The organism is Streptomyces sp. NPDC005955, from assembly GCF_042871255.1.
GTDB lineage: Bacteria > Actinomycetota > Actinomycetes > Streptomycetales > Streptomycetaceae > Streptomyces.
On record NZ_JBIAIF010000002.1, the window covers coordinates 657,968 to 681,395 of the forward strand.

Below are 23,428 nucleotides of genomic sequence, written 5' to 3' on the forward strand. Positions count from 1 at the left end.
TCCCGCCCTTCCACAAGGTGCGCAATAGTTTGCGTTTTTAGTGGGCATTATGACCAGGCAGAAGACCGTTCAGGGGGTCTTTCTGTACATGATGACCATGAGGGAGGCCCCGTGGCGATCGATCATCTGGACGGTCGGCTCATCGTGCTGCTGGCCCGCGAGCCACGGATCGGGGTGCTGGAGATGTCCCGACGCCTCGGGGTGGCCCGGGGCACGGTGCAGGCCAGGCTGGACCGGCTTCAGTCGAACGGAGTCATCCGGGGGTTCGGTCCCCAGGTCGATCCGGCGGCCCTCGGCTACCCGGTGACGGCGTTCGCCACCTTGGAGATCCGACAGGGTCAAGGCGCCGACGTCCGGGCCCACTTGGCGACCGTTCCGGAGGTGCTGGAACTGCACACGACGACCGGCAGCGGGGACATGCTGTGCCGGCTGGTGGCCCGCTCGAACGCCGATCTCCAGCGGGTGATCGACCGTGTGGTGGGTTTTGATGGCATCGACCGGGCCGCCACGGCGATCGTCATGGAGAACCCCGTACCGCTGCGGATCATCCCGCTGGTGGAGCAGGCGTCACAGGAAGACTGACCTGACCCCACCGGCGCGCTCCCCCGGCGGCCCCGGCGCCGGGCGAGGAGGGCGGGACGGGTGTGAACTTCTGGAGCTATCTCGGCAACCGTCACGAACAGTTGCTCGCGGACGCGTACCAGCACGCCTCGGCGGTCTTCCAGTGCATGGTGGTCGCCACCGTGCTCGGCGTGCTGATCGGGGTGTTCACCTACCGCAGCGAGTGGGCGGGCAATCTCGCGACCACCACCACGGCGACCCTGCTGACCATTCCCTCGCTGGCGATGATCGGTCTGCTGATCCCGCTGGTGGGCCTGGGGGTCGCGCCGACCGTCATCGCGCTGACCCTGTACGGGCTGCTGCCGATCGTCCGGAACGCGATCGTGGGGCTGCGCGGGGTGGACGCCACCCTGGTGGACGCGGCGAAGGGCATCGGCATGTCGCGCGGCGCCCGGTTGCTCAGGATCGAGCTCCCGTTGGCCTGGCCGCCGATCCTCACCGGCATCCGGGTCTCCACCCAGATGCTGATGGGGATCGCCGCGATCGCCGCGTACGCCTCGGGCCCGGGCCTCGGCAATGAGATCTTCCGCGGGATCGCCTCGCTGGGCAGCAAGAACGCACTGAACCAGGTGCTCGCCGGCACCCTCGGGATCGTCGTGCTCGCCCTGTTGTTCGACACCGCGTACGTCCTGCTCGGGCGGCTGACCATTCCGAGGGGGATCCGTGTCTGAGCCCGCCGCAGCGCCACCGGAGGGGGACGGGCCCGTCGTCCGGGCGACCACCGGGGCGGCCATCGAGTTGGAGAACCTGAGCAAGCGGTACCCGGGCAGCGAGGCGCCCGCCGTCGACGACGTGTCCCTGGAGATCAAGGCGGGCGAGACGGTCATCTTCGTCGGCCCCTCCGGCGGCGGGAAGACCACCCTGCTGAAGATGATCAACCGGCTGATCGAGCCCACCGGCGGTCGGATCAGGATCGCCGGCGAGGACGTCACCGACATGGACCCGGTCCGGCTGCGCCGCAAGATCGGGTACGCGATCCAGTCCTCGGGGCTGTTCCCGCACATGACCGTCGCCCAGAACATCGCCCTGGTCCCCAGGATGACCGGCTGGACGAAGTCCCGGACCAGGGACCGGGTCGAAGAGATGCTGGACCTGGTCGGGCTGGACCCCGGCGAGTTCCGGGACCGCTACCCGCGCCAGCTCTCCGGCGGTCAGCAACAGCGCGTCGGGGTGGCCCGGGCCCTCGCCGCCGACCCGCCGGTCCTGCTGATGGACGAACCGTTCGGCGCGGTCGACCCGATCACCCGCGACCACCTCCAGGACGAGCTGATCCGCCTCCAACAGGAACTGCGCAAGACGATCGTCTTCGTCACCCACGACTTCGACGAGGCGATCAAGCTGGGCGACCGGATCGTGGTGCTGCGGGAACGGTCCCAGATCGCCCAGTTCGACACCCCGGAGGCCATCCTCACCAATCCGGCCGACGACTTCGTCTCCGGGTTCGTCGGCGCGGGCGCCGCCCTCAAACGGCTCAACCTCACCCGGGTGCGGGACGTGGAGATCCGCGACTACCCGACCGTCACCGTCGACGACCCGCTGCAACGCATCTTCGACCTGCTGAAGACCGTCGGCACCAACGAGATCCTGCTCCTCGACAAGCGGGGCCGCCCCTACAAGTGGCTCCGGCGCGGCGACCTCATGCGGGCCCGCGGCTCACTGGCCCGGGCCGGCACCCTGGTGCACGACACAGTGACCCGGGACGCCACGCTGCGGGACGCCCTGGAGGCCGTCCTCACCGACAACGCGGGCCGGGTCGCGGTCACCGGGCGGCGCGGCGAGTACACCGGGGTGGTCGACATGGAGACCCTGATGAACTCGGTGCACGAACTCCTGGAGGCCGACCGGCTGGAAGCGCTGGAGCACCAACACGAACTGCTCGCCCAGCACGCCGACCGCACCCGCGCCGAGCAGGAGGGCGCCTCGGACGGGAAGCGGGCGCCGTGAACGGGCCCCCGGGCTCCCACGAGGTCAAGGGCGTCGGCTTCCAGGACACCGGCGAGGCCCCCGAAGCGGCCCGGCCGTCGACCGCCAACTCCCGGGTGCCCGCCCGGGTCACCTGGCGCAAACTGGTGGTCCTGCCGTCGGTGATCGCGATCGTGCTGCTCGCGACCTGGCTGTGGTTCCAACAGGCCAGCCTGGACTCGGTCAGCCGCAACGCCCTCGCCGGGGACGTGGTACGGCTACGGCTGTGGGAGCACATCCAGCTGACGGCGATCTCCACGTTCTTCGTGCTGATCATCGCCATCCCGCTCGGCATCCTGCTGACCCGGCGACTGCTGCGCCCGGCGGCACCGTTCGCGATCGCCCTGGCCAACGTGGGCCAGGCGACCCCGGCGATCGGACTGCTGGCCCTGCTGGTCATCTGGCTCGGTATCGGGGCGCGCACCGCCCTGGTCGGGATCATCGCCTACGCGCTGCTGCCGGTGCTGTCCAACACGATCGCCGGGCTACGGGCCAACGACCCGACGCTGCTGGAAGCCGCCCGCGGCATCGGGATGTCCCCGGTCGGGGTGCTGCGCCGGGTGGAACTGCCGCTCGCCGTCCCGCTGATCCTCGCGGGCGTGCGCACCGCGCTGGTGCTCAACGTCGGCACCGCGACCCTGGCGACCTTCGGCGGCGGCGGGGGCCTCGGCGATCTGATCACCGCCGGGATCACCAACCAGCGGATGCCGGTCCTGGTGCTCGGCTCGGTGCTGACGGTGTCGCTCGCCCTGTTCGTGGACTGGCTGGCGTCGATCGCCGAACTGCTGCTCCGCCCCCGGGGGTTGGAGGTGGGAACGTGAACGGCCGCGCCACCCGGCCCGGGGTACGGACACGGGTGCGGGCACGGGTGCGGGCACGGGTGCGCGGGGCGGTGGTCGCGCTGGCGGGCGGGGCGCTGCTGGCGGGGTGCGGGCTGACCAGCGGGTCGCCGATGGTGGACGACGTGCACCCGGGGTCGATCGGGCAGGGGCTGCCGCTGAAGGGCGCGCAGCTCACGGTGACGTCGAAGGAGTTCACCGAACAGCTGATCCTGGGCGCGATGATGGGCATCGCCTTCGAGGCGGCCGGCGCCGAGGTCCTGGACCGGACCGGCATCCAGGGCTCGATCGGCGCCCGCGAGGCCGTCAAGTCGGGTGACGCGGACGGGATGTACGAGTACACCGGCACCGCCTGGATCACCTACCAGGGCAACTCGGCGCCGATCCCGGACCCGGACGCCCAGTGGCGGGCGGTGCGCGACGCCGACCTGGACAACGGCATCACCTGGTTGGCGCCGGCCCGGCTGAACAACACGTACGCCCTGGCCACCAACCGGGCGAACGAGGCGAAGTACCGGGCGCGGACGCTGTCGGACGTGGCCGCCCTGTCGAAGTCGGACCCGAAGGCGGTGTCCCTGTGCGTGGAGAGCGAGTTCGCCTCCCGTGACGACGGGCTGGTCGGGATGGAGAAGGCGTACGGGATGGACGTCCCCCCGTCCCAGGTGATCCGGATGGACACCGGGATCATCTACACCCAGACCGCCAAGGGCGCCTGCACCTTCGGCGAGGTCTTCACCACGGACGGCCGCATCAAGGCCATGGACCTGGTGGTCATGACCGACGACAAACACTTCTTCCCCAACTACAACGTCGCCCCGGAGATCAACACCAAGGCCCTGGAGAAGCACCCGGCGATCCGGGACGTCCTCGACCCGATCACGGCCCGGCTCGACAACACGGTTGCGCGCGAGCTGAACGCCAAGGTGGACGTGGACGGCGACGACCCCCACGAGGTGGCCCTGGACTGGCTGGTCGCCGAGGGGTTCGTGAAGGAGTGAGCCAGGTTACAAAGACTTCTATGCAACGTTCTCTTTGCAAGAGGTCCTTTGCATAGCTATCTTTGTCCACATGGAACCTGTGGAACCCCCGGAGCCCGTAGCACCCCTGGACCCCGCGGAGCCGGTCGAGCCCGCGGAGGCCACGGAGCCCGCGACGGCGGCCGGCGCCGAACGCCGGATCCGCCAGCTGGACGCCCGGACCCTGCGCGGACTCGCACACCCCTTGCGCATGGCGCTGCTGACCGCCCTGCGCCGCAGCGGGCCCGCGACCGCCTCGCAACTCGCCGCGCAACTGGGCGAGTCCAGCGGGGCCACCAGCTACCACCTGCGCCAGCTCGCCGCGTACGGCTTCGTCGAGGACGCGCCCGAACAGGGCAAGGGGCGCGAGCGCTGGTGGCGCGCCGTGCACGAGGGCACCGAGTTCGGGAGCGGCCTGATGCACGACGCCGATCCGGAGACCCGGGGCGCGGTCGACGTGTTCCTGCACGAGATCGCCCACAGTCACGCCCGCGAGGTGTCGACCGCGATCGCCACCCGGGGCGACTGGTCGCAGGAGTGGTCCGACTCGACCGACCTCAGCGACTTCACGCTGCGACTGACACCCCGTCAGACGCGCGAACTGTCCCGGCGGATGCACGAACTCGTCAACGGCTACCTGGACTCGGCGGCCGAGGACGACACCGGAACCGCCGCCCGGGTCCGGGTGCACCTGCACGCCTTCCCCCAGCAGGACGTCTGAGTCCGCGCCCCGCCCCCGCTTCCGATCCCCGCACCCGGAGGGAGAACGTCATGCATCCCGAGGTCCATCTGATGATCCACCGTCAGCGCGCCGTCGAACTGCGGCAGGAGGCGGCGCCGCGCGTACGGACCGCGCCCCGGTCACGCACCGGTCGGCGCACCGGCCAGCGCACCGGTCAGCGTTTCGATCTGCGGGCCCGACTGGGCTGGATGCTGGTCGAGTGGGGACTACGGCTCGCCACCGCGCCCCGACGACTCGGTCACGGCCTCTGAGGCTCCGGCCCCGTCGTCCCGTCGCACCGGGTCAGCAGCTGGGGACCCCGTCGCCCTTCTCCAACGCCTTCAGGGAGTTCACCGCACCCTTGAGATCGGTGACCGGGACCAGGCGCAGCCCCTTCGGAAGCTCGGCACGGGCGTCCCCGCACTCCGCCTTCGGCACCAGGAAGACCGTGGCACCGTCGCGCCGGGCCGCCCGGGTCTTCAGGGAGACCCCGCCGACGGGTCCGACCTCGCCGTCCGGGGTGATCGTGCCGGTGCCGGCGATCGTCCGGCCGCCCGTGAGGTCGCCGCCGCTCCCGTCGCCCTGGAGCTTGTCGATCACGCCGAGGGCGAAGAAGAGGCCCGCGCTCGGACCCCCCACGTCGGCCAGCCGCAGCGAGACCCGCACGTCGTCGAAGTCGCCGCCCAGGTAGTTCAGGGCGGCCTCGGCCGCGGTGTCCTGGGACTTCTCCATCTCGCGGGTGTTGTGCTGCTCGATCTCCTCGGTGGAGTCCCCGGACGGGTAGACCGCCTCGCGCGGCATCACGGCCCGGTCCTCGCGGAACCAGCTGTCCCAGACGGTGCCGAACTGGACGTCGGTACCCGGGCCCGTCGCCTCGATGGTCGTCATCCGCAGCTGTCCCGAGGTCTTCCGCACCGGAGCACCCTCGATCGTGATCACGGGAGTGCCGTCGTTCTTGCCGAGGACGTCCGCCGTCAGACCCGGTTGGGCGATGACGAACGGGAGGGGTGCGAAGACCGCGGTGGCCACCAGGGCGACGACCGGAACCGCGCAGAGGAGGATGGCCTGGAGACGTGTGAGGCGTGAGAGCACCCTGCAACCTTACGGGCACCGGGCGCTCCCGCTGGTGTCCCGGGTCGCGCTCAGCGCAGGGCGTCGGCGACCTCGCGGGCCGCGTCCACCACCCGCGGCCCCACCCGCTCCGGCACCGAGTCGGACAGCATGACGACCCCGACGCTGCCCTCGACTCCGGTCACCCCCAGCAGGGGCGCCGCGGCGCCGCTGGCCCCGGCTTCGAGTTCGCCGTGCGTGAGGGCGTAACCGGGATGGTCGAGGAGGCCCTGCCGGGCGGCGAGGATGGCCCGACCCGCGGCCCCCCGGTCCAGCGGGTGCCGGAACCCCGTGCGGTAGGCGACGTGGTAGTCGGTCCAGGTGGGTTCGACCACCGCGACGGCCAGGGCCTCCGAGCCGTCGACCAGGGTCAGATGGGCGGTGGCGCCTATGTCCTCGGCGAGCGCGCGCAGGGCGGGTAGCGCGGCCTCCCGTACGAGGGGGTGCACCTGGCGGCCCAGCCGGAGCACGCCGAGGCCGACCCGGGCGCGGCCGCCGAGGTCGCGGCGGACGAGCGCGTGCTGCTCCAACGTGGCGAGCAGTCGGTACACGACGGTACGGTTCACACCGAGCTTGGTGGACAACTCCGTCACGGTCAGCCCGTGGTCGGTGTCGGCGAGCAGTTTGAGGACACGCAGTCCTCGGTCGAGCGTCTGAGAAGTCTCCGCGGTCACGACGCCCACTCCTTCGGTGATGAGGGGTCGCGGCCTCCTCCGCGGACGAGCGTCACCCGTCCCTGGGCGATGCGTGGCGGAGGCTGCCGGCAGCCAAGGCGACCCGGGGCCCACGGGCGAAGCCCACGGCACACCGGCTGCGCTCCGCGGCGGCGCTGCCACGGGGCGTGTGCGTTGCGGGGACACTAGCGAGCCGGTTCGATGAGCGGAAGTCTCCGTCCAGAATCCGGGCACGGACTCGCGAGTAGCGTCCATTTGATCCCGTTTCGCTCCACGGCTCCGCTGCTCGGTGCGCTTCCCTGCGGGGTGCGTTGTTCCTGTGCGGGTGCGCTGTTGCTTTGCGCAGTTCCCCGCGCCCCTGGGGTGGGTGCCTGCTGCGGTACGTCATTCGCTGCGGGTGCGTCGTGCTTGCCCGCGCAGTTCCCCGCGCCCCTTCGGTGCGCTTCCCTGCGGCTGCGTTGTTGCAGTGCGGGTGCGGACGGGTACGCCCCGACAGGGGCGCGGGGAACTGCGCGAACCTACAGCGCACCCGCAGAGGGACGCACCCCGGGGGCGCGGGGAACTGCGCAAGGCCGCCGCGGACCCGCGCCACCCGCACCGCCCCCCACCCGGGAGGGTCATCGCATGCGGGTGGCCCACTCCCGGACCTTGTCGACGCGCTGCCGCAGCTGCCCCGCCGTGGCCTCCGCGCTGGGGGGACCCCCACACACCCGCCGCAGCTCCGTGTGGATCACCCCGTGCGGCTTCCCGCTCTGGTGGACGTACGCACCGACCAACGTGTTGAGCTGCTTGCGCAGCTCCAGCAGCTCCTTGTGGGAGACGACCGGGCGCCGCTCCGCGGGCAGTTCCAGCAGATCGGCCTCGCTGTCCGGCTTCTTGCGGGAGTGCGCGATCTGCCGCGCCTGCCGCTTCTGGAGCAGCATCTGCACCTGGTCGGGTTCGAGGAGACCGGGGATGCCCAGGTAGTCCTGCTCCTCGTCGCTGCCGGGGTGCGCCTGCATCCCGAACTCCGCGCCGTCGAAGAGCACCCGGTCGAAGACCGCGTCGGACTCCAGCGCCTCGAAGGGCAGCGAGTCCTGCTCGCCGGTGTCCTCGTCCTGCTCCCGGTTCGCCTCGTCCATCTCCTTCTCGGACTCGGCGTAGGGGTCCTCCTCACCCTCCTTCTTCGGCTTGTCCAGGACGTGGTCGCGTTCGACCTCCATCTCGTTGGCGAAGCCGAGCAGGTCGGGGACGGTGGGCAGGAACACCGAAGCGGTCTCGCCGCGGCGCCGGGACCGCACGAAACGACCGACGGCCTGGGCGAAGAAGAGGGGCGTGGAGATGGTCGTCGCGTAGACGCCGACGGCCAGTCGAGGTACGTCGACCCCCTCGGACACCATGCGCACCGCGACCATCCAGCGGTCATCACTGTGACTGAACTCGTCGATGCGGTCCGAGGCACCCGAGTCGTCCGAGAGGACCAGGGTCGCCTTGTCGCCGGTGATCTCCCGGATCAGCTTGGCGTACGCACGGGCCGAGTCCTGGTCGGTGGCGATCACCAGCCCGCCGGCGTCCGGGATGCCCTTGCGGACCTCGACCAGCCGACGGTCGGCGGCCCGCAGCACGTTCGGCATCCAGTCGCCCCGCGGATCGAGGGCGGTGCGCCACGCCTGCGAGACCGCGTCCTTGGTCATCGGCTCGCCGAGCCGGGCGGCGATCTCGTCCCCCGCCTTGGTGCGCCACCGCATGTTGCCGCTGTACGAGAGGAAGATGACGGGCCGCACCACCCCGTCGCCGAGCGCGCTGCCGTAGCCGTACGTGTAGTCGGCGGAGGAGCGGCGGATGCCGTCGTTGCCCTCCTCGTACGTCACGAACGGGATCGGGTTGGTGTCCGAGCGGAACGGCGTCCCGGTGAGCGCGAGGCGCCGGGTCGCGGGCTCGAACGCCTCCAGGCACGCCTCGCCCCAGGACTTCGAGTCGCCCGCGTGGTGGATCTCGTCGAGGATCACCAGCGTCTTGCGCTGCTCGACCCGGTTGCGGTGCAGCATCGGCCGGACGCCGACACCCGCGTACGTCACGGCCACCCCGTGGTAGTCGCGACCCAGCGGGCCGGCGCTGTACTCGGGGTCCAGCTTGATGCCTATCCGGGCCGCCGCCTCCGCCCACTGCTTCTTCAGGTGCTCGGTCGGCGCGACCACCGTCACCTGTTGCACCACGTGGTGGTGGAGGAGCCAGGACGCGAGGGTGAGCGCGAAGGTGGTCTTGCCGGCGCCCGGGGTCGCGACGGCCAGGAAGTCGCGGGGCTGTTCCTGGACGTACTTCTCCATCGCCCCCTCTTGCCAGGCGCGCAGCTTGCTGGCGGTTCCCCACGGAGCACGGTTGGGGAAGGCGGGCGACAGGTGATGGGAGTGGGTGGCGGTGGTAGTCACGGTCTCCGGTTCGACGGTGGTCCGGTCGGCGGGCCGTCGAGCCGCCCGCACGGGTATGACAACCGGGCCACCCTATCGGTGCTCAGAACCCGGTCCGGGCGGGACGGGGTCCGCCCGGCGGGGGTGAGACGGGCCTCACACGACGCTCCGTGGGGGGCGGCCACCGAGACGTCACGGATCACCCGACCCGGTGGATACGCCCCGCTAACATCTGGTGTGTCCGGCCCCCGTGGGGTCAGTGGGGCTCCCGCACCCGTACCCGGGTGGCCACCCACACGCCCAGCGCGGCCACCGCTGCCATGGGGAGGAACACCACCACGAAGGCTCCGGTGTGGGCCTCGGAACCCCCCGTGGTCGCGGCCCCGTGCGCGGCTCCCACGGCACCGCCGCCCAGCGCCGCGAACGCCGCTCCGCCGAGCGCGAGCAGCATCACGTTCGACAGGCCGTCCGAGATCTGGAGCGCCGCGGAGTTGTTGCCGGTCTCCTGCGGCGGCGACAACTGGAGCAGCAGCACGCTGGTGGAGGAGATCACCAGCCCCATGCCGAGGCAGCCGAAACCCCAGGCGACCGCGACGATCCACACCGGCACCGAGGCGATCAGCACCGTCGGCGCCACGGCGATCGACGCGGCGACCAGCACCATGCCGAACGCCATCAGCCGGTGGCGGTGCGCGGCGGCCCGGCCCCGTGACTGCACGAAGCTGCCCAGTGCCCAGGTGGCTCCGCCGGCGGCCAGGGAGAGTCCCGCCAGCGTCGGCGACAGTCCCCGTTGGGTGACCAGCATCAGCGGCACGAACGACTCCGCCGCGATGAACGAACCCGCCGCCACTCCGCGCAGCAGCACCACGGAGGGCAGCCCCCGGGCTGCCCGGTAGGTTCCGCGCGGCAGCAGCCCCAGCACGGCCGGGACCAGCAGGGCGATGCCCAGTGCGCCCGGGAGCAGCGAGAACCAGCGCAGGTCCTGCGCCGCGTACTGCAACAGTCCGGCGCCGGCCGAGATCATGAAGGCCAGCCGGATGCGCTGTCCCTTGGGCGCGGTCGTCGCACCGACGGTGGACGGTCCGTCCTGCTCGCTCCCGGGTGCCGGGCCCGACGCACGTCGCCGTATCTGCGGCAGTGCGAGTGCCAGCGGGAGCAGCACCAGCACCGGGATGCCCAGGAACACCCAGCGCCACCCCAACTGCTCGGTGACCGCTCCGGACACCAGCGGCCCCACCACGGACGGGATGACCCAGCACGCCGCGAACGCCGCCATGATCGCCGGCCGCAACGGTTCCGGGTACGCCCGGCTCACCACCACGTACAGCGCGACGATCACCAGGCCGCCGCCCAGGCCCTGGACCGCCCGGCCCAGGATGAACAGCCACATCGTGCCGGCCGTTCCCGACAGTGCGAGCCCCACGCCGAAGGCGATGATCCCGGTGGTCAGCGGTCGGAGCGGACCCTGTCGGTCCGCCCACTGCCCGGACAGCACCATGCCGAACAGGCTGGTCGTGAAGTACCCGGAGAAGGCGAACGCGTAGAGCGAGACCCCGTCCAGTTCGCGGGCCGCCACCGGCATGGCCGTGCCCACGGCCGTCGCCTCGAACGCGATCAGCAGCACGACCGACACGATGCCGATGCTCAGGGCGCGGTACGACTTGCCGAGCACTCCGTCCGTGACGTGGGTGTCCTGCGCGGCGGTGTCCTGCGCGGCGGTGCCCGTGGCGACCGGAGTGGGTGCGGTGGCCTGCGCGGTTGCGGTGTGCGCGCTCGCGCTGTGCGTGGTGTTGCTGCTCCGCTTCCCCAGGTCGTCCGTTCCGGTTCGGTCTGCGGCTGGTTCACACTCACTGGGGTCGGTGCTCATGACAGCCAACGTAAGAGGCGAACCCCCGTTGTGGCCATTGCCGCGGAACAGGAATCCCTTCGTCCCTTGGTCCTAGGACCCGCCGGGCGGTGGAAGGGGCGGGCTCGGCGCGGACCCGACCGCGCGGCGGGGACCCGCGGGCTTCGCACGCGCCCCGTGAACGGCGGAGTGCTACCGTGGTCGGCGTACCGCACCTCATGGCGGCCTCCCCCTCGTTACTCCACGGAGGCATCGTCATGCCCACTTCTCTGAACGTGCGTACCTTTCACCGCGAGGACCGCGACCAGCTCACCGATCTGATCAACGCCCATGTGGCCGCGGTCGTCCCCGGCGCCGGCGTCTCGGTCAACACCGTCATCAGCAGCCTGGAGCGCCGACCCGACGAGTACGTCCTCGACCCCTGGGTCGCCGAGCGGGTGACCCTGGTCGTCGAGCACCGCCGTCGCATCGTCGGCGCCGCCCATCTGCTGCGATACCGCAACGACCCCGATGTCGGCGAGGACTTCCGCGACGCCGGCTCCCTCCTCTGGTCCGTTCACCTCCCGGTCGAGCCCGACGCCCCCGCGCAGGACCGTGAGTCCGTGGACGGCACGGCCGGGGACGAGGAGCAGGTGGCCGATCTGTTGTTGTCCGCGTGCCTCGCCCAGTTCACCCGCTGGCACGTCCGGGTCCGGTACGCCGACGGGCAGTTGCCCGCCCCCGGTGTCTACGGGGTCCCCGCCCCCTGGCCGCACATCAGCACGGCCCTGGAACGGGCGGGCTTCGTACACACCGGGGGCACCGAGATCCTGCTGCTCGCGCCGTTGTCCGACCTCCCCGATCCGGCGCTCGCCCCGCCGCTGCCCGGGCTCACCGTGCACCGCACCCTCGGCGCGGGGCTGGGGATCCGGCTCACGGCACGGAGCGGGGCGGACGACCTGGGGTACGTCGAACTCGACACCTCCCTCGGCCGTCCGGAACGGCATGCGCGTCCCGGCGGCATGGCCGACCTCAGCGACTTCGGCCTGCCCGACGACGCGCACCCGGAGCTGTTCCGCTGGCTCCTCGGTCAGGCCCGGGCCTGGCTGGCCCTGTGCGGGGTCGACCGTGTCCTCACCTATGCCGCACCGGACGAGACCGATGACCTCGCCCTGCTGGCCGCCGGCGGCTTCCGTGAACTGACCCGCACGGCGCGGGGCTGGGAGCACCGTCCGTCCTGAGCCGAGTTGACCGCCCCTCCCCCGCACCGGCCCGGGCCGGCCGACCCGGTCGGTGCCGGGGGGGGACCCGGTCCGATGAGGTCAGGGGTTGTGGAACTTCACCTCCGGGTTCCCGGTCGTGGGGCCGTCGAGTACCGGGCGGGCGGCGCCGCGCAGGTGCCGGTCGAAGAACGCGGCGACATAAGTGCGGGTGATGCCGATGCCCCGGGCCGCCGGATAGGGCTCACCGGGCAGACCGTAGTGCTCGGTGACCACCGGGAAGTCGGAGAAGGTGCCGTGGTGCGCCCCGGAAACGGTGAGCCACCGCTTCCAGCCGTCCAGCTTCGGCCAGGTCGCGTCCCATGACCGGTCCACACCGCCGGGGCGGTGCACCTCGTCGTCCGTACCGAGGAACATGAACGGTCGCCCGTTGAGCCCGCCCTGGGGCATCTCCTCCCAGAACGCTCCGTCCATGTTGATCCCGGCGCGCACCCGGCGGTCGCCCACCATGGCGGAGGCGGCACCCGCGCCCCCGATGGAGTGGCCGGCCATGCCGACCCGCTTCTTGTCGATCGCCCCGGAGTGGCGCCAGACCGGATCGGGGCCGGTGAGCTGGTCCAGGAGGAAGGACACGTCCTTCGCCCGGGTCTGGGTGACCAGGGTGATCGGAACGCCGTTGTTGTCGACGGCGTCACACGAAGCGCAGGTCAGCGTGCGGCCGTCCGGCATCGAGGTGCCGAAGGACTCGTAGGCGTGGTCCATGGAGGCCACGACGTAACCCCGGCTGGCCAGGTCCTCGGCGAGGCTCGTCTGGGTGTAACGACCGGCACCGTAGCCCGGCGACAGCAGGACCAGCGGGTAACGCCCCTTCGCGATGCGGGCGTTGACCTTGCTGTGCGTCCGTATCCGGCTCAGCTGCTCGGCGGGGATGGCCGCCGGAAGCGCGAAGCCGTCCCGCATCCGTCGGGTCTCCTCGGCCGTGGCGTACCGGGCCGGGCCGCCCTTGGCCGAGCGGGCGGCCGGGTAGTGCAGGGTGACCATCAGCTCCCGCCCGTCCGCGGTGGGGACCCAGGGGTCGGCGCGGGAGTGGTCCACCAGGTGCAGGACCTTGCTGCCCACGCCGTACTTTCCGGTGGGGCGCGGAAGGTGGGCGGGCTTGGCGGGGACGGACTCCGCCGCTCGGGACGCCGAGGAGGGCGCCCACAAGGAGGCTGCCGACGGGAACGCCGGCCGGTCCTGGGCGGCCGCCGTGCTCGCCAGGCCCAGTGGCACGGCGAGGGACATCGCGAGAGCGGCTGCGGTGGCCGCCCGACTCATTCGAATCATGGCCACAAGGTAGGGCCGGGGTGCCCGACGCCACATCACCCTGCGGTAGCCATTGCCCGGGCGCCACATCACACCGTGGTCCCACAGGGTGGTAGCCCCCAAGTATGGTCACCAGTCCGGCAGTTCCGACCGGCGCCCGGATCGCTGATCGCTGACCGCCCGGATCACCGACCGGAGGGCGCCAGCGTGCGCAGGACGCAGAACTCGTTCCCCTCGGGATCGGCCATGACCACCCAACTCCGACCGGGGCCCTGGTTCACGTCCCTCTCGGTGGCGCCGAGTGCCAGCAACCTGGCCACCTCGTCGGCGGTGCTGGAGTCGATCGGGCTGACGTCCAGGTGGAGCCGGTTCTTCGCGTCCTTGCCCTCGGGCACCCGGATGAACTGCACGGTGGGCGGCATCTGCCGGGCCCGCACCTCCTCGACCGTCGGCTCCCAGGAGCCGATCTCGACCTGGTGCGCGCTCCGGTCGATCACCTTGAAGTCCAGGACCGCGCACCAGAAGGCCGCGAGCCGCTCCGGATCGTGACAGTCGACGGTCAACTCCGTGAACCTGCTGGTCATATGACTCCCATGAGAGTGAGGACGAGGGCGAGGGGTCAGCCTAGGCGGGTCGATCGGCGTGCGCCTCCGGATTCTTCCCGGCCCCTGACGGGCGGAGCGGGGCGGGCGCAGCGCGACGGGCCGTCGCTCCGATTGTGAACGGCGGATTGCGGTCCCGTGGCGCGGCGACGCCACACCTTGAGCAGGAGTGCGATCCTCTCCTACGGTGAACACGTCTTCAGCACACGGCCGTGTGCCCGAGTGGTTTAGGGACTCGCCTGCAAAGCGAGTTACGTGGGTTCGATTCCCGCCACGGCCTCCATGCCTTGAGCAGGCGCAACGGATGGGCGGCACCCCTCGGGGTGCCGCCCATCCGTTGCGCCCAGCCGTGCGCCCAGCCGTGCGCCCGTCTCAGTTCCCGTCCATGAGGCTTCGCGGTGGGGTGGGAGTGTCAGTGGGTCTCGGTACGTTGATCAGCAGAGCGACGCGTCACACGGCGGGTCCGATCAACGGGAGGGAGACAGATGACGGCGTGGCTGATGTACCTGGGCAAGGACCCCAAGCGGGTCGGTGGCGGGTACGACGACAACAGCGCCACCCACTACAGCTGGGACAGCCGGGTGCCGAACGCGACCGGCGTCCAGGTCGGCGACCGGATCGTGCTGTGGGACGGCGAGACCTCGTTGGGCCTGTCGGTGATCGAGACGATCGAGACGGGAACCGGGACGAAGGACCTCAGCTCCTGCCCGAAGTGCGGGAAGGCCGACATCGCCCCGCGCAAGACGATGACGCCGACGTACCGGTGCTGGACCAGGGAGTGCAAGGCCGAGTTCGACCGGCCCGCCGTCGAGACCGTCGACGTCATCACCTACCGCGCCCGCTACGAGGCCGGCTGGCTCGACCTCCAGGGGCACCTCACCGCGCCCGAACTGCGCGCGCTGTGCGAGGAGAAGAAGTCCCAGAACGCGCTGCGCCGCCTGCGCTGGGACGAGTTCCGGGCCCGGGTCGAGTCGGGCAGGAACGCCACCCCGCTCAGCGTCATCGACCGGGCGGAGGACGTCATCGCCGGCGGTCACGCCAAGACGGTCGTCCGCGTCCGCAAGGGCCAGCCCGCGTTCCGGGCCGCCCTGCTGAACACGTTCGGCGAGGTCTGCGCCTTCACCGGCACGATGCCCGCCACGGTCTTGGAAGCCGCCCACCTCTACAGCTACGCCAAGAAGAGCGTCCACCACGCGAGCGGCGGTCTCCTGCTGCGCCGCGACGTGCACCGGCTCTTCGACCTCGGCGAGATCGCGATCGACCCGCACACCCTCACGCTGGACGTGGCCGTGACCACCCGCGCCTACCCGGTCTACGACCAGCTCCACGGCCGGCCGTTGACCGTCCCGGTCGACGCGGGCCACCGGAAGTGGCTCGCCAAGCACTGGGACATGCACCGTGGCGGCCCCGCCGCGATCCCCGCCCAGAGCAGCGGCCGGCTCGACCCGGTCACCGCCTAGGACTCGGGCGGCACCCCGAACGGGGTGTCGCCCTTCGGCCCGTGCGTCCCGGTTCGCCGGAAGTGGTGGCGCGGCCCGCGGCACCTCGCGAGAATGATCGGTCATGTCGACCAAGCGCACGCTCTGGGTGGGAGCCACCCTTCTGAGCAGTTCCCTCGCGGGTGTTGCCTCCGCGGTCATCGCCGTTCAGGAGGGCCGGCCGCTGTCCGAGAGCCTGACGATCGGGGGCGGAACCCTCGTGGCCACGAGCGCGCTGGCCGTCGCCGTCTTCACCGCGCTCGACCCGAAGGAGCCGCGGCAGGTCGCCGAGGGGCGGTTGCGGGTCCGCCAGGCGGAGCAGGGGTTGGAGGCCGCGCTCTCGCACGCCGACGTACCCGCTCCCCGCACCGCGGCGGGCGGGATCCCCGGGCCGGACGAGGACGCGGCCGGGGCCCCCGGGCCGGACGGGGCGGCGGCCGGGCGGGGGTTGGCGCTGGCGCAGCTGTGGCAGTTGACCCACAGCCGACTGGACCTCTACCACGAGATCGCCACGCAACAGGCGCGGCAGTCGTTCCGCAACGCGCAGGTGGCGATGGTGATCGGCTTCGTGCTGTTGACGGCGTTCGTCATCGTGGCGCTGAACGCGAGCACGACGGCCGGGGCGGTCGTCGCCGGCGCCCTGGGCGCGGTGTCCGCGGCGCTCTCCGGGTTCGTGAGCAGTACGTTCGTGAAGTCGCAGGAGACCGCCGCCGGGCACCTCAAGGCGTACTTCGACCAGCCCTTGGAGTTCGCGCGGTACCTGGCGGCGGAACGTCTGGTCGCGGACGCGGGCCTGACCACCGCGCAGCGGGCCGAGGTCATCACGACCCTGGTCCGGGCGATCGCGGCGGGCCCTCAGTCGGCCGACTCCCAGGCGAACGTCGCGGGGGACGTCTCGTCGTAGGGCGGGTGCAGGGGCGGGCGGCGGTCGGGGCGCCCCGCGGTCGAGGTCCAGGCGGTCTCGGGGTGGCGGGCGGTGACCGGGTCGACGGACTTCAGCACCGCGTGGACCGCGCCCGCGAGCAGGTCCCCGGACTGCGCGGTGCGCCCGCCCGGGTCCCGGGCGGCGTCCCAGTCGCGTGCGCGGTGCCCGAGCCAGTGGGTGAACGCCAGGGTGGAGACGTCCGTGTTGAGGGGGCGGGGGCCGGGGTCGGCCCAGTGCCAGGAGAGGACCGCACCGGTCGGACCGTCGACCACGACGTCCGTGTCGTGCATCAGGTGTCCGACGGGGATCAGCCTCCCCGCCCGGGCGGGGAGGTCGGCGGGTCGGCCGGTGACCGGATGCGCCCCGCGGTGGTGCTCGGCGAGGGTCCGCAGCGGGAGCCGGGCGGCGACGAAGTCGTGTTCCTCCTCGGGCAGTCCGACGTCCTTGAGGAAGCGGCGGGTCGGTTCGTGGGTGAGCGCGGCGGGCAGGTCGGCGTCCTCGCAGCGGCTGACCTCCCCGGCGCCGAACTCCTCGTCGAGCAGCCGGCCGGGCAGGTCGACCTGGAGGTGGAGACCGGGGGTCGGGACCCGGGCCAGTGGTCTGACCCATGCGGTGACCAGCCAGAAGACCGGGACGGGCGCGCCGTGCAGCTCCGCGCGGAACAGGTCGAGGAGGTGGCGGCGGGCCAGGGCCTCGGCTCCGGGTCCGTAGCGGGGGCCGCCGTGGGCGGTGGGCGGGCCGCCCGGGTCCGCCGGTTCCGTGAACTCCCGCACCGCGCGCTCGAAGCGCAGCAGCGTGGGGAGGTCGGGGGCGAGCGGGTCGCCGGGTGCCGGTCGTGGGCCCGGGCCGTCGTACGGGTGGTGCTGCCCGGCGTCGGGGCCGGGGCGGGGCGTGAGGAACAGCCGTCCGGTGGCGCCTTCGAGGGTGACCAGGGGCCCGGGGCGGTGCCCCCGCACACCGCCGGACCACGCGCCGTCAGACCGCGAACCGCCGGAGCGCGCGCCCTCGGCAGCCGGCCGTCCGTCGGACCCGGCGCCGCCGGGGCTCAGACCGCCGAGGACGAGGAGGCCGCCCCCCAGGGTGCGCGGCGGGCCGAAGCGGAACAGGTGCCCCTCCCCGGCCGGCAGTCCGGGCCCCGTGAGGTGGCGCCGGGTGGGCCCGTGGGTGAGGGAGCGCGGCAGCTCGTCCTCGGTGAACCTGATCGTCTCGGTCGTGGCCATGGAACCCCCCGTGGCGTGTCAACGAACGGTCGGCGGGGCTCCGCACCGGCTGACCGGGCGTGCTCCCCACCGACTTCGACGGTACGCGGCACCACTGACAGCGCCCCGGGCGCGGAGGGCGGGCGGGGCGGGGGCGGGTCAGGCGGTCGGGGTGGTGACCACCGCGGCCTGGGGGCGGATCGGCAGCCGGGCCACCGGGCGGCCGGTCGCCGCGCGCACCGCCGAGGCGATGGCCGCGGGGCTGGTCACCACGGGCACCGCGCTGACGGCCTTGGCCCCGAAGGGGGCGACCACGTCGCGTTCCTCGATGAGGCTGACGATGTGGATGTCCGGGGCGTCGAGGGCGGTCGGCAGGGCGTAACCGGTGAGGTCGGGGTGGCGGACGAGTCCGCGCGGGGTGCGCAGGTTCTCGGTGAGCGCGGCCCCCAGTCCCTGGGTGACACCGGCCTCGATGCGGGCCCTGAGCTGCGCCGGGTTGAGGACGCGGCCGACGTCCTGGGCGACGGCGAGTTCCACCACGCGCACCGAGCCGAGTTCCACGTCGACGTCGACGATCGCGCGGATCGCGCAGAACGCGAGGCCCACGAAGGCGTCGCCCTGGCCGTTCTCGTCCAGCGGCTCGGTGGGGTGCGGGCGGCACTGGGCGGTGGCCCACAGTTCCTTGCCTTCGAGCGCCTCGCTGACGGTGGTGGACAGCACGCCGTCGTAGGAGGTGATCTTCCCGTCGGTGATCTGGAGGAGTTCGGTGGACATGCCGAACTTGTGGGCCAGCGGCTGGAGGAGTTGGGTGCGGACCATCTTGGCCGCGCGTTCCACGGCCCCGCCGGAGACCCAGGTGTGGCGGCTGCGGCAGGCGGCTCCGGCGGACGGCTGGTCGGTGTCGACGGGGGCGATGTGCACCTCGTCGACGCCCAGGGTCTCCTGGACGATCTGGCGGGCGAGCATGCCGAAGCCCTGGCCGGTCTCGACGGCGGCGCAGATGACGGTGGCGACGCCGTCGTGGACCTTGACGGTGGCGGTGGAGACCTCGTCGGTGCCTTCCGCTCCGAGCATGTGGACCATGCCGAGCCCGTAGCCGACGCCGCGGCGGATCGCGGACGGCTCCCCGGCGCCCTCCAGTCCCCCGGGCAACAGCCACTCGTCCTCGGGGGTGTCCTTGGGCAGGGCGGGCAGCGGGAAGTCCCGTACCGCGGTGAGGAGTTCCGCGACGGGCGCGGGGCAGGTGACGGCCTGGCCGGTGGGCAGCACGTCACCGGTGGCGAGCACGTTGCGCATCCGCACCTCGGCCGGGTCGGCGCCGAGCGTGCGGGCGAGCTTGTCCATCTGCGCCTCGTACGCCGCGCACACCTGGAGGGCGCCCTCGCCGCGCACATGGCCCGAGGGCGGGTTGTTGGTGCGCACGGCCCAGCCCTCGACGAAGGCGTTGGGCACCACGTAGGGCCCGCAGGCGAACGCCACGGCGGCGGCGAGCGCTTCGGAGGAGGTGTCGGCGTAGGCGCCGGCGTCCAGGAGGACCTGGGCCTCGACCTTGACGAGCCGGCCCTCGGCGTCGGCGTGGTGGCGGTAGCGCAGCAGGGTGGGGTGGCGGTGGGAGTGGCCGAGGAAGGACTCCTCGCGCGTCGCGGTCAGCTTGACGGGGCAGCCCGTCTTCAGGGCGAGCAGCCCCAGGGGGAGTTGGAAGCCGGGGTCGTCGCGGTCGGCGGTGGCGCCGGGCACCCCGGTGACGACGATCTTGACGCGTTCGGGGTCGAGCCCGTAGCAGGCCGCCGCGAGGTCCCGGTCGCCGTGCGGGTCGGTGGAGGCGACGTACAGTTCGACGCCGCCGTCGGGGCGCGGTACCGCGAGGCCGGCCTCGGCGCCGATCGGGGCGGGGTCCTGGCGGCCGACCCGGTACACGCCCTCCACCACGACGGCGCCGGTCGCGTCGGGGTCGCCGTGGCGCAACGGGATGTGGCGGATGAGGTTGCCGTCGGGGTGCAGCGGCTCGGCGGAGAACGCCTTCTCCGGGTCGGTGACGGGTTCCTGGACCTCGTACTCGACGATGACGGCGGCGGCGGCCATCCGCGCGGTGTCGGGGTGGTCGGCGGCGACGGCGGCGATGGGCTCGCCGTGGTGGCGCACGACCTCGGAGGCGAAGACGGGGCGGTCCCGCACGCCGCGTCCGTGGACGGCGCCGGCCCCGTTGCCGGGGACGTCCTCGTGGGTGATGACGGCGCGCACGCCGGGCATCGCGCGGGCCTGCGAGGCGTCGATCGAGACGATGCGGGCGTGGGCGTGCGGCGAACGCAGCACGGCCGCCCACAGCAGCCCTTCGGCCCAGAGGTCGGCCGCGTACGGGAAGGTGCCCTCGGTCTTGGCGCGGGCGTCGGGGGACGGCAGCGAGGAACCGATGCCGTGGGGCGACGGATCGGGTCCGGGTTCGGTGCCGCCGGGGGTGGTGGCCATGGCCGTCGCCTCGTTGCTCATGCCTGGCCTCCGCCTTGGCCGTACGGACCGTAGGGGTCGTGCGCGTGGGGGTGGACGCCACCCGCGCCGGGGCCGGCCTGGTGCGGGATGCGGGGTTCGCCGGGGCCGCTGAGGTGGGGCGGCGCCTCACCGGTGTCGGCGGGGTCGGGGGTGGCGGGGGGGGCGACGGCCGCCGCGTGCGCCTCGCGCTCCTCGACGACCTCGCGGACGGCTTCCAGGACGCCGCGGTAGCCGGAGCAGCGGCAGAGGTTGCCGCACAGGGCCTGGCGGGCCTCGCGTTCGGTGGGGGCGGGGTTGCCCTCCAGCAGGTCGTGGACGGTCATCGCCATGCCGGGCACGCAGAACCCGCACTGGACGGCGCCGCACCGGGCGAGGGCCCGCTGCACGTCGGAGGGCCGGCCGTCGGCGGCGAGCCCCTCGACGGTGCGGATCTCGCTGCCGGCCGTGGTGGCGGCGGGCACCAGGCACGAGGCGACCAGGCGACCGTCGACCTGGATGTTGCAGGCTCCGCACTCGCCCTGGGAGCAGCCGTCCTTGGCGCCCGCGAGGCCGAGGCGCTCGCGCAGGACGTAGAGCAGCGATTCACCGATCCACGCCTCGGTGACGGGGCGGTCCACGCCGTTGACCCGCAGGGTGTACGAGATGAGGGGGTGTTCGTCGTGGTGGACGAGGGTTTCCTCGGCCGCGGCGGGCGCCGGTGCGGCGGGGTCGTCGTCCGCCGCTGCGTCGTGCTCGACGTGGCCGGGCGGGGCGGTCTCCGGGGGCGCCGCGGGTGCGTCGGCCGCGGTGCGTCCGACGGGGTCCGCGGCGTCGGCGGGGTCGGCCGCCGTGGAGTCCTCGCGGACGCGGCCCGGGGCGGTTGCGGCCGGGGCGTCGGCGGGGTGTTCGGGGGCGTCCTGCGCGGCCGGCACCGGTACGGGCGCGCCGGGTCCGTCCTCGGAGGCCTCGGGCGCGCCGGGCGCCGCGGGCGTCCGTGCGGCGCCGTCGGGGGCGGGCGCGGGTCCGGTGTCGCCCTCGCCCCGTACGGGGTGTCCGGCGGCCGGCGGGTGCGCTCCGGTCGGGTACCCGCCGGGGTCCTGCGGCCCGGTGGGCGCGTCCGCGGGGTGCGCGGTGTCCGTGCCGTGCGCCGGCGTGCCGTGCTGCGCAGGGCCGTGCTGCCCGGTGCCGTGCGCGGGCGTGCCGTGGTCCGCCGCGGGGGCGGTCCAGTCGGGGCCCGGGTCGGTGGCCCAGGGCGCGGGGGCGCCGCCGGGCAGGGTCGCCGGCGCGGTGGCGCCCCACTGCGAGGCCAGGGTGGAGGTGGTGAACTCACCGGACTCGTCCGGCAGGTCGCTCGCGGCCAGCGGGATGGTCCACTGCCCGGTGCCGTCCTGCGTGGGCTCGTGCCCCGGCCCGCCCGGTGCGGACCCCTCGGGGGGGACGACGTCCGGGAACGTCCACTGGGCGGTCTCCCCCGGGTCGTAGCCGGAGCGTCCGGGAGCGGTGCGCCCCGCTTCGAAGGCGTGCTCCCGGCCGGTACCGGCGGGGCCGTCGCCCGTGTCGGGGCCGTGCGGGGCGTCGGTGTGGCGCGGGGGGTGCTGCGCATGGCCGCCGGACGCGGCCGGTTCGGGCCAGCCCACCGTGCGCGCGGGCCCGGCGGCGCCCTGCGGGGCCCACGTCCCGGCGGGGGGTGCCGTGGGGTCGACGGGCTGTCCGGTGGTCGGGGAGGCCGTGATCCGCGGCGGCACGTAGCCGTGGCCGGGGGCGGCCAGCGGCGAGTGGGCGTGCAGGTCGAAGCCCTCGGGGAGCCGGACGAAGGCGGTGGCGTCGGCGCCCGCCTCGGGATCGTGCTCGCCGCGCGGGATCGGCTCCCAGCCGCCCGCGCCGCCGTGTCGGTCGGTCACGACAGTGCCCTCCCCAGTGCTCGTCGGGCCAGCACCGCGACGGTGCGCCGCAGGTGGAGTACGGCGGGCGGCAGCGGCTGCGGCGTGCCGTCCTCGGCCGGGGCGGCGTCCGGGATGCAGGCCGCGGCGACGTACTCGCCGAACGCTTCGAGGGCCTCGGGGACCAGGGTGCGGCTGCCGTCCCAGTCGATCAGCGAGGCCACCCACTGCTCGGCGTCGAGGGGGCGCAGCGGCATCGGGGCGACGGCGCCCACCGCACAGCGCACCCCGCGCCGGGCCGGGTCGAGGACCAGTGCGACGGACGCGGTGGCCCGGCCGGGGCCGGTGCGTCCGGTGGCCTTCAGGAAGATCTGCGGGGCGTGCAGCAGCGGTACGCGCACGTAGCCGATGAGTTCGCCGCCGCCGAGTCCCGCCACGCCCGCGAGCAGGTGCGAGACGGGGATCTCCCGGCGGGCGCCGCCGGGGCCGGCGACGATGACGGTGGCTTCGAGCGCCGCGAGCACCGGCAGTGCGTCCCCGGTGGGGGCACCGGTGGCGATGTTGCCGCCCAGGGTGCCCGCGTTGCGGATCTGGGGCGGGCCGGCGGCGCGGGCCGCGGCGGCGAGCGCCGGGATGAGCGCGGCGAAGTCGGGGCGGCCCATGCGGGCGTGGGTCAGGCCGGCGCCCAGCAGCGCGTGGCCGTCCTGGTACTGCCAGCCCCGGATCTCGCTGATGCGGCTGAGCCCGACGAGGGCCGCGGGCCGCAACTGACCCGAGTTGACCGAGGTCATCAGGTCCGTGCCGCCTGCGACGGGCACGGCTGCGGGCGTCGCGGCGAGGGCCGCGACCGCCTCGTCGAGTGTGCTCGGCAGCGTCACGGATCGCGCCGCCTGCGGTGCGTGCGTGGTCAAACCGGCTGCCCCTTCCCGCTGTCCCGCCTGGTCGTCCTGTGGCCGTACGGTACGTGCTCACAGGCCGGCCGTGGCAACTCTGGCACATCTTCACCGGCGCCCGACGCGGGGGTCCGCTAGGAGTTTTTCTTCCGAACTCCGGGGGAATCGTCCGTTTTCCCACGTGCTCGGCGGTGCGCACCTCTTGCCACTCTTTTGGCGGCAGTTGTGTGACATCTCCGCCGGGTCCGGGAGGCGGGGCGGGCCGCTACCGGAAGGCCGCGGAGCGCCTTCGAGGGTCCTGCGCG

20 protein-coding genes and 1 tRNA gene are annotated in these 23,428 nt (G+C 73.1%); 11 read left to right on the top strand and 10 right to left on the bottom strand.

The window, feature by feature from the left end; translation table 11 throughout:
* Nucleotides 1-111 precede the first annotated feature (111 nt).
* The 7 genes from ACFYOU_RS08205 (at nt 112) to ACFYOU_RS08235 (ending at nt 5,431) form a co-directional block, all read left to right on the top strand.
* Nucleotides 112-582 carry an Lrp/AsnC family transcriptional regulator gene (locus ACFYOU_RS08205; protein ID WP_389762326.1) on the top strand — a complete coding sequence of 157 codons (471 nt, stop codon included), beginning with the start codon at nt 112-114 and terminating at the stop codon, nt 580-582.
* A 62-nt stretch (nt 583-644) separates the two neighbouring features.
* Nucleotides 645-1,292 (top strand): ABC transporter permease, encoded by a 648-nt coding sequence (locus ACFYOU_RS08210; protein WP_385486910.1) that lies wholly within the window; start codon nt 645-647, stop codon nt 1,290-1,292.
* Complete coding sequence (locus ACFYOU_RS08215) at nt 1,285-2,565, top strand: betaine/proline/choline family ABC transporter ATP-binding protein (protein ID WP_387010096.1); 1,281 nt, start codon at nt 1,285-1,287, stop codon at nt 2,563-2,565. Before ACFYOU_RS08210 ends, ACFYOU_RS08215 begins: the two co-directional genes overlap by 8 nt.
* Nucleotides 2,562-3,404 carry an ABC transporter permease gene (locus ACFYOU_RS08220; protein WP_389762322.1) on the top strand — a complete coding sequence of 281 codons (843 nt, stop codon included), beginning with the start codon at nt 2,562-2,564 and terminating at the stop codon, nt 3,402-3,404. Before ACFYOU_RS08215 ends, ACFYOU_RS08220 begins: the two co-directional genes overlap by 4 nt.
* 59 nt (nt 3,405-3,463) lie before the next feature.
* Nucleotides 3,464-4,420 carry a glycine betaine ABC transporter substrate-binding protein gene (locus tag ACFYOU_RS08225; RefSeq protein ID WP_391304230.1) on the top strand — a complete coding sequence of 319 codons (957 nt, stop codon included), beginning with the start codon at nt 3,464-3,466 and terminating at the stop codon, nt 4,418-4,420.
* A 70-nt stretch (nt 4,421-4,490) separates the two neighbouring features.
* Nucleotides 4,491-5,159 carry a helix-turn-helix domain-containing protein gene (locus tag ACFYOU_RS08230; RefSeq protein ID WP_391304155.1) on the top strand — a complete coding sequence of 223 codons (669 nt, stop codon included), beginning with the start codon at nt 4,491-4,493 and terminating at the stop codon, nt 5,157-5,159.
* 50 nt (nt 5,160-5,209) lie between these two features.
* On the top strand, nt 5,210-5,431 hold the full coding sequence (locus ACFYOU_RS08235; RefSeq protein ID WP_391304156.1) for a hypothetical protein: 222 nt from the start codon (nt 5,210-5,212) through the stop codon (nt 5,429-5,431).
* Between the two features lie 31 nt (nt 5,432-5,462).
* On the opposite strand, the gene ACFYOU_RS08240 is transcribed toward ACFYOU_RS08235, so the two are convergent.
* From ACFYOU_RS08240 to ACFYOU_RS08255, 4 genes are all read right to left on the bottom strand, one after another.
* The gene (locus ACFYOU_RS08240; protein ID WP_391304157.1) at nt 5,463-6,251 is read right to left on the bottom strand and encodes a S16 family serine protease; all 789 of its coding nucleotides are present in this window, start codon (nt 6,249-6,251) and stop codon (nt 5,463-5,465) included.
* Between the two features lie 50 nt (nt 6,252-6,301).
* On the bottom strand, nt 6,302-6,943 hold the full coding sequence (locus ACFYOU_RS08245; protein WP_385486897.1) for an IclR family transcriptional regulator: 642 nt from the start codon (nt 6,941-6,943) through the stop codon (nt 6,302-6,304).
* A 617-nt stretch (nt 6,944-7,560) separates the two neighbouring features.
* Nucleotides 7,561-9,351 carry a DEAD/DEAH box helicase gene (locus ACFYOU_RS08250; protein ID WP_389762316.1) on the bottom strand — a complete coding sequence of 597 codons (1,791 nt, stop codon included), beginning with the start codon at nt 9,349-9,351 and terminating at the stop codon, nt 7,561-7,563.
* Nucleotides 9,352-9,586: 235 nt separating this feature from the next.
* Nucleotides 9,587-11,197 (bottom strand): MFS transporter, encoded by a 1,611-nt coding sequence (locus ACFYOU_RS08255; protein ID WP_391304158.1) that lies wholly within the window; start codon nt 11,195-11,197, stop codon nt 9,587-9,589.
* 236 nt (nt 11,198-11,433) lie between these two features.
* Between ACFYOU_RS08255 and ACFYOU_RS08260 the strand changes: the two genes are divergently transcribed.
* Complete coding sequence (locus tag ACFYOU_RS08260; protein WP_391304159.1) at nt 11,434-12,396, top strand: N-acetyltransferase; 963 nt, start codon at nt 11,434-11,436, stop codon at nt 12,394-12,396.
* 81 nt (nt 12,397-12,477) lie between these two features.
* On the opposite strand, the gene ACFYOU_RS08265 is transcribed toward ACFYOU_RS08260, so the two are convergent.
* Together ACFYOU_RS08265 and ACFYOU_RS08270 are read right to left on the bottom strand one after the other, a co-directional pair.
* Nucleotides 12,478-13,701 carry an alpha/beta hydrolase family protein gene (locus ACFYOU_RS08265; RefSeq protein WP_391304160.1) on the bottom strand — a complete coding sequence of 408 codons (1,224 nt, stop codon included), beginning with the start codon at nt 13,699-13,701 and terminating at the stop codon, nt 12,478-12,480.
* A 164-nt stretch (nt 13,702-13,865) separates the two neighbouring features.
* Nucleotides 13,866-14,264, bottom strand: a complete 399-nt coding sequence (locus tag ACFYOU_RS08270; protein WP_391304161.1) for a VOC family protein — start codon at nt 14,262-14,264, stop codon at nt 13,866-13,868.
* A 226-nt stretch (nt 14,265-14,490) separates the two neighbouring features.
* On the opposite strand from ACFYOU_RS08270, the gene ACFYOU_RS08275 reads away from it, so the two are divergent.
* The 3 genes from ACFYOU_RS08275 (at nt 14,491) to ACFYOU_RS08285 (ending at nt 16,664) form a co-directional block, all read left to right on the top strand.
* Nucleotides 14,491-14,565, top strand: a tRNA-Cys gene (locus tag ACFYOU_RS08275).
* A gap of 202 nt (nt 14,566-14,767) precedes the next feature.
* Nucleotides 14,768-15,742, top strand: coding sequence for an HNH endonuclease (locus tag ACFYOU_RS08280; protein WP_391304162.1), 975 nt, complete (start codon nt 14,768-14,770; stop codon nt 15,740-15,742).
* Between the two features lie 103 nt (nt 15,743-15,845).
* Entirely contained in the window at nt 15,846-16,664 is an 819-nt protein-coding gene (locus tag ACFYOU_RS08285) for a hypothetical protein (RefSeq protein WP_391304163.1), read from the top strand.
* Here ACFYOU_RS08285 and ACFYOU_RS08290 read toward each other — a convergent pair.
* The 4 genes from ACFYOU_RS08290 to ACFYOU_RS08305 all read right to left on the bottom strand — a co-directional run bounded on the left by ACFYOU_RS08290 (nt 16,616) and on the right by ACFYOU_RS08305 (nt 23,141).
* Nucleotides 16,616-17,905, bottom strand: a complete 1,290-nt coding sequence (locus ACFYOU_RS08290) for an SUKH-4 family immunity protein (RefSeq protein ID WP_391304164.1) — start codon at nt 17,903-17,905, stop codon at nt 16,616-16,618. The two genes, ACFYOU_RS08285 and ACFYOU_RS08290, sit on opposite strands and share 49 nt — an antisense overlap.
* 138 nt (nt 17,906-18,043) lie before the next feature.
* A complete protein-coding gene (locus ACFYOU_RS08295) occupies nt 18,044-20,371 on the bottom strand; it encodes a molybdopterin cofactor-binding domain-containing protein (RefSeq protein WP_391304165.1) in 2,328 nt (775 codons plus the stop codon).
* Complete coding sequence (locus tag ACFYOU_RS08300) at nt 20,368-22,251, bottom strand: 2Fe-2S iron-sulfur cluster-binding protein (RefSeq protein WP_391304166.1); 1,884 nt, start codon at nt 22,249-22,251, stop codon at nt 20,368-20,370. Before ACFYOU_RS08300 ends, ACFYOU_RS08295 begins: the two co-directional genes overlap by 4 nt.
* On the bottom strand, nt 22,248-23,141 hold the full coding sequence (locus tag ACFYOU_RS08305) for an FAD binding domain-containing protein (protein WP_389762298.1): 894 nt from the start codon (nt 23,139-23,141) through the stop codon (nt 22,248-22,250). The genes ACFYOU_RS08300 and ACFYOU_RS08305 overlap by 4 nt, the downstream gene beginning before the upstream one ends.
* Between the last annotated feature and the right edge of the window lie 287 nt (nt 23,142-23,428).

What these genes read in the sequence shown, in the direction of transcription:
- ACFYOU_RS08255 (WP_391304158.1), bottom strand. Translation starts at nt 11,197, where the DNA reads ATGAGCACCGACCCCAGTGAGTGTGAACCAGCCGCAGACCGAACCGGA.
- ACFYOU_RS08230 (WP_391304155.1), top strand. Translation starts at nt 4,491, where the DNA reads ATGGAACCTGTGGAACCCCCGGAGCCCGTAGCACCCCTGGACCCCGCG.
- ACFYOU_RS08280 (WP_391304162.1), top strand. Translation starts at nt 14,768, where the DNA reads ATGACGGCGTGGCTGATGTACCTGGGCAAGGACCCCAAGCGGGTCGGT.
- ACFYOU_RS08260 (WP_391304159.1), top strand. Translation starts at nt 11,434, where the DNA reads ATGCCCACTTCTCTGAACGTGCGTACCTTTCACCGCGAGGACCGCGAC.
- ACFYOU_RS08265 (WP_391304160.1), bottom strand. Translation starts at nt 13,701, where the DNA reads ATGATTCGAATGAGTCGGGCGGCCACCGCAGCCGCTCTCGCGATGTCC.
- ACFYOU_RS08270 (WP_391304161.1), bottom strand. Translation starts at nt 14,264, where the DNA reads ATGACCAGCAGGTTCACGGAGTTGACCGTCGACTGTCACGATCCGGAG.
- ACFYOU_RS08285 (WP_391304163.1), top strand. Translation starts at nt 15,846, where the DNA reads ATGTCGACCAAGCGCACGCTCTGGGTGGGAGCCACCCTTCTGAGCAGT.
- ACFYOU_RS08295 (WP_391304165.1), bottom strand. Translation starts at nt 20,371, where the DNA reads ATGAGCAACGAGGCGACGGCCATGGCCACCACCCCCGGCGGCACCGAA.
- ACFYOU_RS08235 (WP_391304156.1), top strand. Translation starts at nt 5,210, where the DNA reads ATGCATCCCGAGGTCCATCTGATGATCCACCGTCAGCGCGCCGTCGAA.
- ACFYOU_RS08290 (WP_391304164.1), bottom strand. Translation starts at nt 17,905, where the DNA reads ATGGCCACGACCGAGACGATCAGGTTCACCGAGGACGAGCTGCCGCGC.